Source organism: Paracoccus sp. KR1-242 (assembly GCF_049446195.1).
Lineage (GTDB): Bacteria > Pseudomonadota > Alphaproteobacteria > Rhodobacterales > Rhodobacteraceae > Paracoccus > Paracoccus broussonetiae.
The window spans coordinates 659,317-675,156 of the sequence record NZ_JBMSED010000001.1 but is presented as its reverse complement, the minus strand read 5'-3'; the positions used below and the strand labels follow the sequence as shown (position 1 = coordinate 675,156).

Here is a 15,840-nt window from a genome sequence, read left to right as displayed (position 1 = left end):
TAACGCGGCGCTATTTCGTCCCGAACATGCGGTCGCCCGCATCGCCAAGACCAGGGACGATATAGCCGTGATCGTCCAGCCGTTCGTCAAGCGAGGCGGTGACGACCGGCACGTCGGGATGGGCCTCGCGCATCCGCTGGACGCCCTCGGGCGAGGCAAGCAGGCACAAAAACCGAATATTCTTGGCACCCTGCTTCTTCAGCATGTCGATGGCCGCAACCGAAGAGTTTCCCGTCGCCAGCATGGGATCGACGACGATGGTCATGCGCGAATCCAGCTCCTTCGGCACCTTGCAGTAATACTCGACGGGCTGAAGCGTCTCGGGGTCGCGGTAAAGGCCGATGAAGCCGACGCGCGCGGCGGGGACCAGTTCAAGGATGCCGTCCAGCAGACCGTTCCCCGCCCGCAGGATCGAAATCAACGCAAGCTTCTTGCCCTCCAGCAGAGGTGCCTCCATCGAGGTCAGGGGGGTTTCGATGGTGGTGGTCGTCATCTCCAGCTCGCGCGTGACCTCATAGGCCAGAAGCAGGCTGATCTCGCGCAGAAGACGACGGAAGCTGGCGGTCGAAGTCGTCTTGTCCCGCATCAGCGTCAGCTTGTGCTGGACCAACGGATGGTCGACGACGGTCAGGTGGGGCTGGCTCATGTAAGCTCCTTTTTCAGGCGGTCCCTGGTTTCGGGGTCGCAGAAGGCCGCCTCGGCGGCCCACAGGTTCATCTGTCTGAACTCTGTTTCGGCCCAGCCGAAGGTCTCTGCAAGCATCTCGTATTCACGCGAGAGCGTCGTGTGGAAGAACGGTGGGTCATCGGTCGAGACGGTGACGCGCACCCCGGCATCGGCAAGCCGGGCGATGGGATGGCTTTTCCAGTCCGCCACCACGCCCAGCGCAACGTTCGAGCCGGGGCAAACCTCCAGCGTCACGCCGCGATCGGCAAGGTCGCGGACCAGGGTCGCGTCCTCGATGGTGCGGATACCGTGGCCGATCCGCGTCGCCCCAAGGTCCAGCGCACCGCGGATAGATTCGGGGCCGCGCCATTCGCCAGCGTGAACGGTCAGGCCCAGTCCCGCCTCTCGGGCACAATCGAAGGCCCAGGCGAAATCTGAGGGGTGGCCGGAATCCTCGGCGCCCGCAAGGCCAAGACCGCTGACCCACGTCCCCGCGGTTTCCGCGGCGCAGATCGCCGACCGCCTGGCACGGTCCGGGCCATAGTGGCGGATGCAGGTCGCGACGGCCCGGCTTTCCACCCCGCTCAACGCATAGGCGCGCGCGACCTCCTCCATTGCGGCGACGTGATCGCGCCAGGCCGACAGATCACCTCCGCCGCAGAAGTCGGGGGAAATGAACAGCTCGACATAGATCGCCCCCTGCTCGCCACATTCCGACAGCACCGCGGACAGCAGCCGGGCGTAATCGGCAGGGCCGGAAAGTACGCCGGTCGCCGCCTCATAGACACGCAGGAACTCGGCAAAGCTGCGATAGGCATAGGCGCCGCGATCATCGAAAAGACCGCCCAGATCCTGCCTTTTCTCGGCCGCAAGACCGCGGATGAACCCCGGTGGAGCCGCACCTTCCAGATGCAGGTGCAGTTCGATCTTCTTCATGGTTTTCATAGGAATGACTTTCCCGGCCCGACCGGTTGAAGGCCAAGATGCGTGGCAATGGAGGCCGCGACATCGACAAAACCCACCTGCCCGATCGCGCGTGGGCCAAGGCCCCAGCCCAGCACCGGCACCCGTTCGCGGGTGTGATCCGTCCCGGTCCAGCTGGGATCATTGCCGTGATCGGCGGTGAAAATCGCAAGGTCGCCCGGCCGCAGGCGGGCCATCACCTGCCCGGCGACGCCGTCGAACCATTCCAGCGCACGGGCATACCCCTCGATATCGCGGCGATGACCGTAAAGGCTGTCGAACTCGACGAAATTGGCAAAGGTCAGGCTGCCCGGCTCGGCTGTCTCGGCCAGCGTCAGCAGCTGTGCGGCAAGATCGGAATCCGACTTGCCCTTGTGCTCGGCCCCGATCCCGCGATGCGAGAAGATGTCGCCGATCTTGCCCACCGAATGGGTCGCGCGCCCCGCCCGCATCGCGGCGTCAAGCAGCGTGTCACCCGGCGGCGCGATGGCATAATCGCGCCGGTTCGGGGTGCGGGCAAAGCTGCCGGGGCCGCCAACAAAGGGCCGCGCAATGACCCGGCCCACGCGCATCGGATGAACCATCGCCGCGACCTCGACGCAAAGACGGTAAAGCCGCTCCAGTCCGAAGGCCTCTTCATGCGCGGCGATCTGCAATACGCTGTCAGCCGAGGTATAGCAGATCGGCCAGCCCGTCCGCAGATGCTCATCGCCCAGGCGGGCGATGATTTCGGTCCCCGACGCGTGCTCATCGCCAAGGATGCCCCCGGTTCCGGCGGCAGCGGCGATGCGCCGCGACAGGTCGGCGGGAAAACTGGGACGCGTATCGGGGAAGTAGTGCCAGTCCCAGGGCACCGGCACGCCTGCCAGCTCCCAATGGCCCGAAGGAGTGTCCTTGCCCGGCGACACTTCGTTCGCGGCACCCCAAAGCCCCTGTGGCGCAGCCCCCAGACCCGGGGCGCCCTGTCCGCTGGCCAGGCGCAGCGCCGCCCCAAGCCCCAGCGCATCAAGATGCGGCATGGCAAGCGGGCGCGTCCGGGCGATATGGGCCAGCGTATTCGCGCCGCTGTCCGGGACATCGCCGTTGAAGAAGCCCGCGGCGTCCGGCGCGCCGCCGATGCCGACGGAATCCATCACGATCAGAAAGGCACGGCCTTGGGTCGGGTCGGTCATTCGGGCAGAACCTCGCATCGGATCAGGGGACCGGGCGCCGGACCGTCGCCCATCAGATAGGCCGCCTGAACAGTGGCGACGGCGGCCTCGGCCGCGGCCTCGGTCGCCGCATGGACAAAGCCCAGCGGTTGGTCCGGGCCAGCCTCTTCGCCGATGCGCAGCAGAGCTGCAAGGCCGACCCGCGGATCGATCCGGTCCCCAGCATGAAGCCGCCCGCCGCCCAACGCGACGACGGCATGGCCCAGCGCCTCGGTGTCGATGGCGGCGACGCGGCCGCGCGCGGGAATGGGACGGATGACAGGCGCAGGGGGCAAATATGCCTCGGGGCGCTCCAGCAGGTCGGCAGGTCCGCCCTGCGCAACGACCATGCGCGCGAAGCGTTCGGCCGCAGTGCCCGAGGCCAGCGCATGCCCGGCCCCGTCAAGGTGCACGACCGACAGGCACGCCTCCGCCAGCGCCAGCGACAGTTCGGCCAGCGCGCCTCCGGCACCCTTCAGGACGGCAATCGCCTCGTACAGTTCCAGCGCATTGCCCGCGGCGCGCGCCAATGGCTGGTCCATGTCCGTTACAAAGGCGCGCGTGCGGCAACCGGCCCCGTTCGCGGTGTCGACCAGCGCGCGCGCCAACTGCAATGCCGCCTCCGGCGACCGCAGGAAGGCTCCTGTGCCCTGTTTCACGTCCAGAACCAGCGCATCAAGCCCCGCCGCCAGCTTCTTCGACAGGATCGAGGCGGTAATCAGGTCGATCGAGCCCACCGTCGCGCTTTCGTCGCGGATCGCGTAAAGCCGCGCATCCGCCGGAGCCAGATCCTTGCCCGCAGCGACGATCGCACAGCCCTGCGCGGCCACGATCTGGCGAAACTCATTTTCGGGCAGCGCGCTGCGGAAACCGGGGATCGCCTCAAGCTTGTCCAGGGTGCCGCCGGTATGGCCCAGCCCCCGTCCCGAGATCATCGGGACAAAGGCCCCGCAAGCCGCGACAACGGGTGCAAGGACCAGGCTGACGGTATCGCCGATGCCCCCGGTCGAATGCTTGTCGACCACCGGACCGGGCAGATCCCAGCGCAGGACATGGCCCGAATCGCGCATGGCGCGAGTCAGCGCGACCCGCCCGTTCTCGTCCAGCCCGGAAAGCAGGACGGCCATCGCAAAGGCGCCCGCCTGCGCATCGCTGACCGAGCCGTCGGCCAGCCCGGTGGCGATCAGCGCCGCCCCGGCCTCATCCAGTCCACGCCCGTCGCGGACGCCCGCAATGACCGGGCGCGGATCGGCTGGGCTCATTCGATGCCCGACATGTGCGACATGTCGAAGCGGCCGGGCAGCAGTTCGCCGATCGTGGTGGCCAGCGTCCGCCCCGAGGTCGTGGCCAGCAGCACCGGCGTATCGGGCTTGCCGAACTCGGCCAGCTTCTGGCGACAGCCGCCGCAGGGCGGGATCGGGCTGGGGCTGTCGGCGATCACCGCGACCTCGATCAACTCGGTCTCGCCACTTGCCACCATCAGCGCGATCGCCCCTGCCTCGGCGCAGGTGCCTTCGGGATAGGCCACGTTCTCGACATTGCAGCCGCGATAGATCTGGCCCGAAACGCCACGCACCGCCGCGCCCACCTTGAAGCGGGAATAGGGTGCATATGCACGTTCGCGCACGTCGCGTGCCGCATCAAGAAGCGTCATGGCCCACCTTTCACATCGCCGTCATTTGCCAGTCCATCATTGCGCTTGGGCCCATCGTGATGCAAGTCCGACACATTCTGGCGGGCCCCCTGTTCCCCGCGCAAAAAATAGTTTAACGCTGAACCATCTTGAGAGGAGGTCGCGTCATGGAAGAACGCAGGCAGGACAGTGCAAGGCAGGCCGCGCTGGATTATCACGAGTTTCCCCGCCCCGGCAAACTTGAGGTGCGCGCGACGAAGCCCCTGGCCAACGGCCGCGACCTGAGCCGGGCCTATTCCCCCGGCGTTGCGGAGGCCTGTCTGGAGATCAAGGCCGACCCGACCACGGCGGCACGCTATACCGCGCGCGGCAACCTTGTGGCCGTCGTCTCGAACGGCACGGCGGTTCTGGGCCTTGGCAATATCGGGGCGCTCGCCTCGAAGCCGGTGATGGAGGGCAAGGCCGTCCTCTTCAAGAAATTCGCCAATATCGACTGCTTCGATATCGAGCTGGACCAGCCTGACCCGGAAAAGCTGGCCGAGATCGTCTGTGCGCTGGAACCCAGCTTCGGCGCGATCAACCTTGAGGACATCAAGGCTCCCGACTGCTTCATCGTCGAAAAGATCTGCCGCGAGCGGATGAACATCCCGGTCTTCCACGACGACCAGCACGGCACCGCCATCGTCGTCGGCGCCGCGGCGACCAACGCATTGCTGATCGCTGGCAAGAAGTTCGAAGACATCAAGGTCGTCTCGACCGGCGGCGGCGCGGCCGGCATCGCCTGCCTGAACATGCTGCTGAAACTGGGCGTCAAGCGCGAGAACGTCTGGCTGTGCGACATCGCGGGCCTTGTCCATGAGGGCCGCGAAGAACAGATGACGCCGCAAAAGGCGGAATATGCGCAGAAAAGCGACCTGCGCACGCTGGATGACGTGATCGGTGGGGCCGACCTGTTCCTGGGTCTGTCCGGCCCCGGCGTCCTGACCCCCGACATGGTCGCCAAGATGGCAGACCGGCCGATCATCTTCGCGCTGGCGAACCCGACGCCCGAAATCCTGCCCGAGGACGTGCGCACCGTCGCCCCGAACGCGATCATCGCGACCGGGCGGTCGGATTATCCGAACCAGGTGAACAACGTCCTGTGCTTCCCCTTCATCTTCCGGGGCGCGCTGGACGTGGGTGCGACCACGATCAACGACGATATGCAGCTGGCCTGCATCGAGGGAATCGCCGCACTTGCCCGCGCCACCACCAGCGCCGAGGCCGCGATGGCCTATCGCGGCGAGACGCTGACCTTTGGCCCGGAATACCTGATCCCGAAGCCTTTCGACCCGCGTCTGATCGGGGTCGTTTCGACCGCCGTGGCGAAGGCCGCTATGGAAACCGGCGTCGCCACCCGCCCGCTGGAGGATGTGAACGCCTACAAGCGCAAGCTGGACGGCTCGGTCTTCCGGTCGGCCATGATCATGCGCCCGGTCTTCGAAGCGGCGGCGACGGTCAAGCGCCGCATCGTCTTTGCCGAGGGCGAGGATGAGCGGGTGCTGCGCGCGGCGAATGCCATGCTTGAGGAAACCACCGATGTTCCGATCCTGATCGGTCGTCCCGAGGTGATCGAGGTCCGCGCCGAGCGCGCCGGCCTGCCGATCCGTCCCGGCCGCGATTTCGAGATCGTGAACCCGGAAAACGACCCGCGCTATCGCGACTATTGGGGCACCTACCACGAGCTGATGGCGCGCCGTGGCGTCACGCCCGAAGTCGCCCGCGCGATCATGCGCACGAACACCACCGCCATCGGCGCGGTCATGGTCCATCGTGGCGAGGCGGACAGCCTGATCTGCGGCACCTTCGGTCAATTCAGCTGGCACCTGAACTATATCAGCCAGGTGCTGGCGCGTGACGGCCTGCGCCCGCATGGCGCGCTGTCGCTGATGATCCTAGAGGATGGTCCGCTTTTCATCGCGGACACGCAGGTTCACCACGTCCCGACCCCGCAGCAGATCGCCGAAACCGCCATCGGCGCGGCGCGGCATGTGCGACGCTTCGGCCTCGCTCCCAAGATCGCGCTGTGCTGCCATTCGCAATTCGGCAATCTCGAGACCGATTCCGGCAAGCGGATGCGCGAGGCGATCGAGATCCTGCAGGCGCGCGAGGTCGACTTCATGTTCGACGGCGAAATGCATGTCGATGCCGCGCTCGATCCGACCGTGCGCGAAAGGCTGATGCCGCATTCGCGTCTGGACGGGGCGGCGAACATCCTGATCTTCGCTGGCACCGACGCCGCCTCGGGCGTGCGCAACGCGCTGAAGCTGAAGGCCAACGGGCTTGAGGTCGGGCCGATCCTGATGGGCATGGGCAACCGCGCCCATATCGTCACCCCCTCGGTCACGACGCGCGGTCTGCTGAACATGAGCGTTCTGGCAGGTACCCCGGTCGGCCATTACGGCTGACCCGCACCCCGGTTGATCCGGGCCGCCCGATTTGCGGCCCGGACGAATGGCGCAGGAAGCTCTTGCCTGACCCGCCGCGCCTTGCCTAACTCCTCCCATGCCTTTGGGAGGAGGAATCCATGAGCTACCGCGACGTCTATTCGGCCTGGCAGGCGGACCCCGAGCATTTCTGGATGCAGGCCGCCGAGGCGATCGACTGGACCCGCAAGCCCTCGAAGGCGCTGTTCGACGAAAAGGCACCGATCTACGAGTGGTTTTCGGACGGCATGGTCAATGCCTGCTGGAACGCCGTCGACCGCCATGTGCTGGCCGGGCGCGGTGATCAGGTCGCAATCATGCATGAAAGCCCGGTGACACTGTCGACCAAGGGCATCACCTATCGGCAATTGCAGGACCGCGTCGCCTCGCTTGCAGGCGCGCTGCGGATGCGGGGCGTCGAAAAGGGCGACCGCGTCATCATCTACATGCCCATGATCCCTGAGGCGGTCGAGGCCATGCTGGCCTGCGCGCGGCTGGGCGCGATCCATTGCGTCGTCTTTGGCGGCTTTGCCGCGAACGAACTGGCCGTGCGGATCGACGATTGCCAGCCCAAGGCGATCATCGCAGCCTCTTGCGGCCTGGAGCCGAAGCGCGTCGTCCACTACAAGCCGCTGCTGGACGAGGCGATCGAGATCGCGCGCCACAAGCCCGAATTCTGCGTCATTTTCCAACGCGAAGAAGAGGTCGCGCAGTTGACCCCGGGCCGCGACTTCGCCTGGCACGGCTTTCAATACGGGGTGAAACCCGCTGAATGCGTGCCCGTCGAAGGGAACCACCCCGCCTATATCCTGTACACCTCGGGGACGACCGGCCAGCCCAAGGGCGTCGTGCGCCATACCGGCGGCTATCTTGTGGCGCTGCAATGGTCGATGAAGAACATCTACAAGATCGGGGCCGGGGACCGGTTCTGGACCGCATCGGACGTGGGTTGGGTCGTAGGCCACAGCTATATCTGCTATGGCCCGCTGCTGACCGGGGCCACGACCGTCGTGTTCGAGGGCAAGCCCGTCGGCACGCCCCATGCGGGCGTGTTCTGGCGCACCATCCAGAACCACCGGATCAAGAGCTTCTTCACCGCTCCGACTGCGCTGCGCGCCATCCGCCGCGAGGATCCAGAGGGCGACTGGATTCGCCGCTACAAGTTGCACGAGTTGCAGGCCCTGTTCCTGGCCGGAGAGCGCGCCGATCCCGAAACGGTGCAATGGGCGCAAAAGCACCTGGGCGTTCCCGTGGTAGATCATTGGTGGCAGACCGAAACCGGCTGGCCCATCGCCGCCAATCCGATCGGGATCCAGACCTTGCCCACGAAGCCCGGCAGCCCCTCGGTCCCGATGCCGGGCTATGACGTGCGGGTGCTGGACGATGAGGGGAACCCGGCGCCCGCGGGCACGCTGGGGGCCATCGCGATCCGCCTGCCTTTGCCACCCGGAACCCTGCCCGGCCTGTGGAATGCCGAGGACCGCTTCCGCAAATCATATCTGGAGCGCTTCCCCGGCTATTACGAGACCGGCGATGCGGGCTATGTCGACGATGACGGTTATCTTTACGTCATGGCGCGCACCGATGACGTCATCAACGTTGCCGGCCACCGCCTGTCCACCGGCGCGATCGAGGAAGTGCTGGCCTCGCATCCCGCTGTGGCGGAATGCGCGGTGATCGGCGTCGCGGATGAACTGCGCGGACAGATTCCGCTGGGCCTGCTATGCCTCAAAGTGGGGGTCACGACACCGGGTGACCAGATCCTGCGCGAGGTCGTGGCGCTTGTCCGCGACCGGATCGGCCCCGTCGCCGCATTCAAGCATGCCTGCATCATCGACCGCCTGCCCAAGACACGATCGGGCAAGATCCTGCGCTCGACCATGGCAAAGATCGCGGATGGCGAGGCATTCAAGGTTCCCGCCACCATCGACGATCCCGCCATTCTGGACGAGATACGAGAGGCCCTGCACGGTCTTGGCTTTCCAAATGCCGCGCGGGCGGGTTGAACCGCTTTGCCCGGAAATGAAAACGCGGCGTCCCTGTCGGGCGCCGCGTTCGGGTATTTGAGAAACGGTGAAACCCGGCGCGCCTAGCCGATCTGACCGCCCAGCCCGGTCATAAGCGGCAGGAAGTCCGGGAAGGAGGTCGCGATCGGGCTGCCGTCATCGACCGAGATCGGCTGTTCCGAAGCCAACCCGCCGACCAGGAACGACATCGCGATGCGGTGATCCAGATGCGTGACCGCCGTCGCCCCACCCGAAAGGCCACCGGTCCCGTGGACGGTCATGGTGTCGTCGGTATCCTCGACGCTGGCCCCGTTGGCGCGCAGGCCCGCGACCATGGCAGCGATGCGGTCGCTTTCCTTGACGCGCAATTCGTGGACGCCCTGCATCAGGGTGGTCCCCTCGGCAAATGCCGCGATCACAGACAGGATCGGGAATTCGTCGATCATGCTGGCGGCGCGCTCGGGCGGGACCGTGACGCCTTTCAGCGGACCGTGGCGGACCAGCAGGTCGGCGACGGGCTCTCCACCCTCTTCCCGCGGGTTCTCGAAGGTGATGTCGGCGCCCATTTCCAGCAGCGTGACGTAAAGCCCGTCGCGGGTCGGGTTGCGGCTGACGCCCGGCACGCGGATCTCGGATCCGGGCACGATCAGTGCCGCGGCGACCGGGAATGCCGCGCTGGAGGGATCGCGCGGCACTGCGACCGGCTGGGGCACCAGCTCCGGGCGGCCCTTCAGGGTGATCACGCGGCCTTCGTCTGTGACTTCGGTCGTGATGGTTGCACCGAAGCCCGCCAGCATTCGCTCGGTATGGTCGCGGGTCGGTTCGGATTCGATGACCACGGTTTCGCCCGGCGCGTTCAGACCGGCCAGCAGCACCGCCGACTTGATCTGGGCGCTGGCGACCGGGGTCTTGTAGCGGACCGGGACAGGCTCGGCCGCGCCTTTGATGGTCACGGGCAGGCGCTTGCCTTCGCGCGCCGTGACCTCACAGCCAAACATCTCCAGCGGGTCGGTCACGCGGCCCATCGGGCGACGGCTGAGGCTGGCATCGCCGGTGAAGGTCGCGGTAACAGGCGTCGTCGCCATCGCGCCCATGATCAGCCGCACCCCGGTGCCGGAATTGCCGCAATCGATGACGCCCTCAGGTTCGGCAAAGCCGCCGACGCCGACCCCGTTGACCTTCCATTCGCCGGTCCCCAGGCGCTCGACCTGCGCGCCGAAAGCCTGCATGGCCTTGGCGGTGTCCAGAACGTCCTGCCCTTCCAGAAGGCCGGTGATGTGGGTTTCCCCCACCGACAGCGCGCCAAGGATCAGCGCGCGGTGGCTGATCGACTTGTCGCCCGGCACCTTTGCCTCGCCCTTCAGCGGGCCCGAGCGGCGGGCGGTCATCGGGATCGGTTCGGCGGAATGTGACATGGCAGGCCCCTCATGTGATCGGCTAGGTGATAGCGGTCACGCAAGGGGCTTGCAATCAACCCTGACGGCGGAAGGTCGCGTAATGCGGCACGCGACCCTCGCGCAGCGCCTTTTGTTCATAACGCGTGCTGAACCAGTCGTCCCAAGGCTCCGGCCCCTCATGGACCAGATCGAAACCGGCGGGTGGGACTTCTTCCAGCGTCTGCCGCATATAGTCTGGAATATCCGTCGCCACGCGGAATTCGGCGCCGGGCTTCATCACGCGCGCCAGCGGGATCAGATGCTCGGGCGTCACGAAGCGGCGGCGGTGATGGCGCGCCTTGGGCCAGGGGTCGGGATAGTTCAGGAACGCCTTGTCGACCGAGTTTTCCGGGAACACGTCCATCAGGTCGCGCGCGTCGCCCGGATGGACGCTGACATTCTCGACCCCGGCGGCACGAATCTTGCCCAGAAGCATCGCGACGCCATTGATGAAGGGCTCGCAGCCGATGATCCCGATCTCGGGATAGGTGGCGGCCATGTGGACCATGTGCTCGCCCCCGCCGAACCCGACCTCCAGCCAGACCGGGCGGTCGTCGCCGAAGATCGCGCTTGGCGCGATGGGCGTGCGTTCGGGATTGTCGGCCTGCGTGATGCCGCGCGGGCGCAGGGTGCCCAGATCCTCGGACAGGTAACCCTTTTGCGACTGGCGCAGGGTCTTGCCGTGGCGGCGGCCGTAAAAATTGCGGCGCGGGGGATTGGGATCGAATTCGCTCATGCCGCGCCCATAGAAAGGGCGCGGCTGAAGGTCAAGTCATTCCGCAGCGAGTCGCGAAATGATGACGGTCACTTCGGGCTTCTTGCCGATCTCTTCCATCGAGACCTGCCGCGCGATCTTGCGCACCGCCTCTTCCAGGCGGTCATCGTTCATCACCGTGCGGTCGTCGGCGCGTTCCAGAAACTCAGCCAGCTCGCTTTCGATATTCCCGGCCAGCGGCACGCCCGCGCGACCCCGTTCCGGCAGGCCGGACAGTTCGACCCAGGCATCGGGAAGCGGATTGTCATCCTCGTCGATGATGATCGAGACCATCGCGTGACCGTTCAGGGCCATGCGGATACGGTCACGGACGATGCCGTCCATCGCGCCGATCAGCGCGGTGCCGTCAAGATACAGCCGACCGGTATCGATATGGTCGACGACGCGCGGCGCCGCGCCCGAAATCTCGACCATGGTGCCGTTCGTCACCACCATCGAGGGGATGCCACGCGCCTCGGCCAGCTTCATGTGTTCGCGCAGGTGCATGTGCTCGCCATGCATCGGGATCACCATGCGAGGCTTCAGCAGGTCGTGCACGGCCTGGATGTCGGGGCGGTTGGCATGGCCCGAGACGTGATACATTCCGTCATCGGCATCGAACAGGTCGACGCCCATCTCGCTCAACTGGTTCTGGATGCGGATCACACCGCGCTCGTTTCCGGGAATGGTGCGCGAGCTGAACAGGAAGCTGTCGCCTTCCTTCAACTCGATCCCCAGATAACGGCCGCGCGACAGTTGCGCGCTGGCGGCGCGGCGTTCGCCCTGGCTGCCGGTGACGACCAGCATGACCTTGTCCCGCGGCAGGTCCGCGGCTTCCTCGGGGCTGACGACCGGAGGAAAGCGGTCAAGGACACCGGTCTCGATCCCGACGGTGACCATGCGGCGCATGGCGCGGCCCAACAGGCAGATCTTGCGCCCGGCGGCAACCCCCGCCTCGGCCAGGGTGCGCAGCCGCGCGATGTTGCTGGCGAAGGTCGTGGCGACGACAAGCTGCCGCTGGGACATGACGAAATCCAGCAGCGGGTTCGCTAGAACCGCCTCGGACCGGCCGGGATTGGGCGAGAAAATGTTGGTGGAATCGCAGGTCAGCACCTGCACGCCCTGCCCTTCCTTGGCGATCTCGTGCCAGGTGATCGGATCGAAGGGTTCGCCGACGACCGGCGTTCCGTCCAGCTTGAAATCGCCCGTATGCACGATCCGACCAGCGGGCGTGTCGATGATCAGCGCCGAGCTTTCGGGGATCGAGTGGCTGACCGGAACGAATTGCACCTGGAACGGACCTGCCGAGACGACCTCGGGGCGCGGGGCGTGGATATGGATATGCTCGACGGGCTGGCCCATCTCTTCCATCTTCAGGCGCGCCAGCGCGCCAGTGAAGCGGCGGCAATGAATCGGCTTCTGGATCTTGCCCCAAAGCAGACCAAGCGCGCCGACATGGTCTTCGTGCCCATGGGTGATGAAGATCGCCTCGATCCGGTCGCGGTTGTCCTCAAGCCAGGCGACATCGGCCATGATCAGGTCGATGCCCGGCGCCGTATCCATGTCGCCGAACGTCACGCCCAGATCGATGACGATCAGCCTTTCGCGCCCCGGCTCGCCATAGCCATAGACATAGGCGTTCATGCCGATCTCGCCCGCGCCGCCCAGCGGCAGATAGATCAGGCGTTCAGCCATGGGCCATCTCCTTGTTGTAATCGTGGATCAGGCGCAGCCCGTGCATGGTCAGGTCATCCTCGATTGCATCGAAAAGATCAAACCCCTGATCGAAGAGGGGTGCAAGCCCGCCCGTGGCGATGACTTTCATCGCACGGCCGCGTTCCTCGCGGATCTTTTCGACGATCCCCTGCACGAGGCCGATATAGCCCCAGAAAATGCCTGACTGGATACAGGCAACGGTATTCGTTCCGATGACCTTCGGGGGCATCGTCACGTCGACATGCGGAAGACTGGCCGCACCCATATGCAATGCCTCAAGGCTGAGGTTCACGCCCGGAGAGATCACCCCCCCGACATAGGCCCCATCCGTATCGACCACGTCAAAGGTGGTCGCGGTGCCGAAATCGACGACGATCAGGTCCGGGCCATGGCGGTCGAATGCGCCCACGGTATTGACCAGCCGGTCTGGGCCGACCGTGGTGCCCTGATCGACGCGGGGCGTGACGGGCAACAGGCAATCCGGCTTGCCGACGACCAGCGGGCGCGTGTCGAAATAGCGGTTGCAGAGCACCCGCAGGTTGAAAACCACGCGGGGTGCTGTCGCGCTGATGATGCAGTCGGTGATGTCCAGCTCGAACTTCTGGACCGACATCAGCGTGGACAGCCAGACGAAATACTCATCCGCCGTGCGCCGATGGTCGGTCGAGATCCGCCACATGGCCAGAAACCGTTCCCCGTTCCAGACCGAAAAAACGGTGTTCGTATTGCCAGTGTCGATGCAAAGAAGCATCGCTCAACCTCCAAAGAAGACGTCGGCGGCGGGCAGGACCCGGCGGCCGGAAGGCGTGGTCAGGACCAGGGCACCGGTTTCATCGATGCCGTCGAAGACGCCGCGGGTCTCGTTCTGGCCGGTCCGGGCAATGATCGTCTCGCCCAGCCGTGCGGCTCGTGCAAGCCAGGCGTTGCGGATCGGCGCAAAGCCGTAGGTTTCGAACTGAGCCAGCCAGCGTGCGAAAGCCGGGGCCAGCAGGTCCAGGAAATCCTCGGCAGCGACGGTGAAGCCGGTCTCTTCACGCACCGAAACCGGACGGACGGCGCCCGGTTCGACCGCAGATGTCGTGGGGGCCGCGGCCAGGTTGACCCCGATCCCGACGGCGACGGCTTGGATGCTGCGTCCCGATCCCAGGCTTTCCAGCAGGATGCCCGCGATCTTGCCGCCGTTCAGCAGCACGTCATTCGGCCACTTGATTGCAAGCCGCGCCGCCGGACCACAGGCATCTGACAACGCGTCATAAAGCGCAAGCGCGGCAACGAAGGACAGTTGCGCCACGGCCTCGGGGTCGCCCTTGGGTCGCAAGACGAGAGTGCCGGCGAAGTTCCCCGCCGGCATGACCCATCCGCGTCCGCGCCGCCCGCGCCCGGCGACCTGTTCATGGGTCATGATCCAGGTCGGGCCGGTCAGCGACGGCGCCTGACGCATCGCTTCGGCATTGGTGCTGTCGGTGCGGGCCAGGATCACCCGGCCCACGCCTTGCGGCCAGGTTTCACTCAACGCGATCGGGCTCGGCCGGCAGGTCTGCGGCGGGGACGGCGACAGCCGCATGGGCGGGCGCGACCAGGGTTTCGGCCGCGCGACCGGCTGCGGTGTCGACGCCCAGCATGTTGATCGCGCCGAACAGCATCATCGCCGCCGGGATCATCAGGGCAAGATACTGCACGCCCCCCATGCGGCTGGTCACGCCATCACTCTCGGCACCGAAATACATGTAGTAGACGATGCGCAGGTAATAGAAGGCACCGATGACCGAGGCGATGACGCCCAGCACCGCAAGCCAGCCCATGCCCGCATCGACCGCCGCGTTCAGCACGCCGAACTTCGCGAAGAAGCCAAGCGTCGGCGGAACGCCCGCCAGGCTGAACATCAGCACCAGCACCGCAAGACCCTTGGCCGGCGAGGTCCAGGCAAAGCGGTTCAGCGCCGCAAGGTCGGTGACCGGGGTGCCGTCGCGCTCAAGCGACAGGATGAAGGCGAAGGTACCGACGTTCATGACCGCATAGATGGTCATGTAGATCAGCATCGACTGCACGCCCAGGGTCGAGCCAGCGGCCAGGCCGACCAGCGCAAAACCCATATGCGCAATCGAGGAATAGGCCATCAGGCGCTTGACGTTCGTCTGCCCGATCCCCGCGATGGACCCCAGGAACATAGACATGACGGCCAGCGCCGCGATGATCTGGCTCCAGTCGTCGATGACCTGACCGAAGGCGGTAAAGACCAGCCGAGCGATCAGCGCCATCGCGGCAACCTTGGGCGCGGTGGCAAAGAATGCCGTCACAGGCGTGGGCGAGCCTTCATAGACGTCCGGCGTCCACATGTGGAACGGCACGGCCGAAACCTTGAACGACAGACCAACCAGCATGAACACCAGCCCGAACAGCACGCCAAGCGACAACTGGCCGCCTTGCATGGTCGTGATGATGCCCGCGAAGCTGGTGGTGCCCGCGAAGCCATAGACCAGCGAGGCGCCGTAAAGCAGCAGGCCCGAGCTGAGTGAGCCCAGCACGAAGTATTTCAGGCCCGCTTCCGACGACCGCGCCGAGTCGCGACGCATCGCCGCGACGACGTAAAGCGACAGCGATTGCAGTTCCAGCCCCATGTACAGGGTCAGCAGGTCGCCCGCCGAAACCATCAGCATCATGCCGATGACCGACAGCGAGACGATGATCGGGAACTCGAACCGCAGCATCCGCCGCCGTTCGAGGTAATCGATGCTCATCGCCAACACTGCCGCACCGGCGACCAGCATCACGACCTTGGCAAAGCGCGAGAAGCTGTCATCGATGAACATGCCATAGAAGGCGGTGGCGTCCGCGCGTCCGCCAAGGCCGACCATTGCGGCGACCAGCAGGAAGACGGCGACGGTGGCCCAGACCAGCGGGCGCGCCAGCTTGTCCTTGCCGAGATAGGCCCCGACCAAAAGGGCGGCCAGCGCGTAAGCGGCCAGCAGCGCCTCGGGCAGAATGGTCGTGAAATCGAGCGAGGTCATGTC

Annotated in this window: 13 protein-coding genes; 2 read left to right on the top strand and 11 right to left on the bottom strand. The window is 65.8% G+C overall.

Features of this window, described 5'->3' with window-relative positions:
* Positions 1–10: 10 nt before the first annotated feature.
* Genes upp through ACO2Q4_RS03310 form a run of 5 tightly spaced genes read right to left on the bottom strand, consistent with a single transcriptional unit; the run spans position 11 to position 4,473 of the window.
* On the bottom strand, positions 11–646 hold the full coding sequence (gene upp / locus ACO2Q4_RS03330) for a uracil phosphoribosyltransferase (RefSeq protein ID WP_311760054.1): 636 nt from the start codon (positions 644–646) through the stop codon (positions 11–13).
* A complete protein-coding gene (locus ACO2Q4_RS03325; RefSeq protein ID WP_423317244.1) occupies positions 643–1,611 on the bottom strand; it encodes an adenosine deaminase in 969 nt (322 codons plus the stop codon). The genes upp and ACO2Q4_RS03325 overlap by 4 nt, the downstream gene beginning before the upstream one ends.
* Positions 1,608–2,801, bottom strand: a complete 1,194-nt coding sequence (locus ACO2Q4_RS03320; protein WP_423317242.1) for a phosphopentomutase — start codon at positions 2,799–2,801, stop codon at positions 1,608–1,610. The genes ACO2Q4_RS03325 and ACO2Q4_RS03320 overlap by 4 nt, the downstream gene beginning before the upstream one ends.
* Positions 2,798–4,081, bottom strand: coding sequence for a thymidine phosphorylase (locus ACO2Q4_RS03315; protein ID WP_423317240.1), 1,284 nt, complete (start codon positions 4,079–4,081; stop codon positions 2,798–2,800). Before ACO2Q4_RS03315 ends, ACO2Q4_RS03320 begins: the two co-directional genes overlap by 4 nt.
* On the bottom strand, positions 4,078–4,473 hold the full coding sequence (locus ACO2Q4_RS03310; RefSeq protein ID WP_311760058.1) for a cytidine deaminase: 396 nt from the start codon (positions 4,471–4,473) through the stop codon (positions 4,078–4,080). The genes ACO2Q4_RS03315 and ACO2Q4_RS03310 overlap by 4 nt, the downstream gene beginning before the upstream one ends.
* 146 nt (positions 4,474–4,619) lie before the next feature.
* Between ACO2Q4_RS03310 and ACO2Q4_RS03305 the strand changes: the two genes are divergently transcribed.
* Positions 4,620–6,899: an NADP-dependent malic enzyme gene (locus ACO2Q4_RS03305; RefSeq protein WP_395135043.1), complete on the top strand. Its 2,280-nt coding sequence runs from the start codon at positions 4,620–4,622 to the stop codon at positions 6,897–6,899.
* A gap of 119 nt (positions 6,900–7,018) precedes the next feature.
* Complete coding sequence (locus tag ACO2Q4_RS03300) at positions 7,019–8,923, top strand: propionyl-CoA synthetase (RefSeq protein WP_423317238.1); 1,905 nt, start codon at positions 7,019–7,021, stop codon at positions 8,921–8,923.
* A gap of 83 nt (positions 8,924–9,006) precedes the next feature.
* On the opposite strand, the gene aroA is transcribed toward ACO2Q4_RS03300, so the two are convergent.
* From aroA to nuoN, 6 genes are read right to left on the bottom strand one after another with little or no spacing between them, the layout of a single operon-like run.
* A complete protein-coding gene (aroA, locus tag ACO2Q4_RS03295) occupies positions 9,007–10,338 on the bottom strand; it encodes a 3-phosphoshikimate 1-carboxyvinyltransferase (protein WP_423317236.1) in 1,332 nt (443 codons plus the stop codon).
* 55 nt (positions 10,339–10,393) lie between these two features.
* Positions 10,394–11,095: a tRNA (guanosine(46)-N7)-methyltransferase TrmB gene (trmB, locus tag ACO2Q4_RS03290; protein WP_423317235.1), complete on the bottom strand. Its 702-nt coding sequence runs from the start codon at positions 11,093–11,095 to the stop codon at positions 10,394–10,396.
* 36 nt (positions 11,096–11,131) lie between these two features.
* A complete protein-coding gene (locus ACO2Q4_RS03285) occupies positions 11,132–12,808 on the bottom strand; it encodes a ribonuclease J (protein ID WP_311760063.1) in 1,677 nt (558 codons plus the stop codon).
* Positions 12,801–13,580, bottom strand: coding sequence for a type III pantothenate kinase (locus ACO2Q4_RS03280; protein WP_311760064.1), 780 nt, complete (start codon positions 13,578–13,580; stop codon positions 12,801–12,803). The genes ACO2Q4_RS03285 and ACO2Q4_RS03280 overlap by 8 nt, the downstream gene beginning before the upstream one ends.
* A gap of 3 nt (positions 13,581–13,583) precedes the next feature.
* Positions 13,584–14,342: a biotin--[acetyl-CoA-carboxylase] ligase gene (locus ACO2Q4_RS03275; protein WP_423317232.1), complete on the bottom strand. Its 759-nt coding sequence runs from the start codon at positions 14,340–14,342 to the stop codon at positions 13,584–13,586.
* On the bottom strand, positions 14,335–15,837 hold the full coding sequence (gene nuoN, locus ACO2Q4_RS03270; protein WP_311760066.1) for an NADH-quinone oxidoreductase subunit NuoN: 1,503 nt from the start codon (positions 15,835–15,837) through the stop codon (positions 14,335–14,337). Before nuoN ends, ACO2Q4_RS03275 begins: the two co-directional genes overlap by 8 nt.
* Between the last annotated feature and the right edge of the window lie 3 nt (positions 15,838–15,840).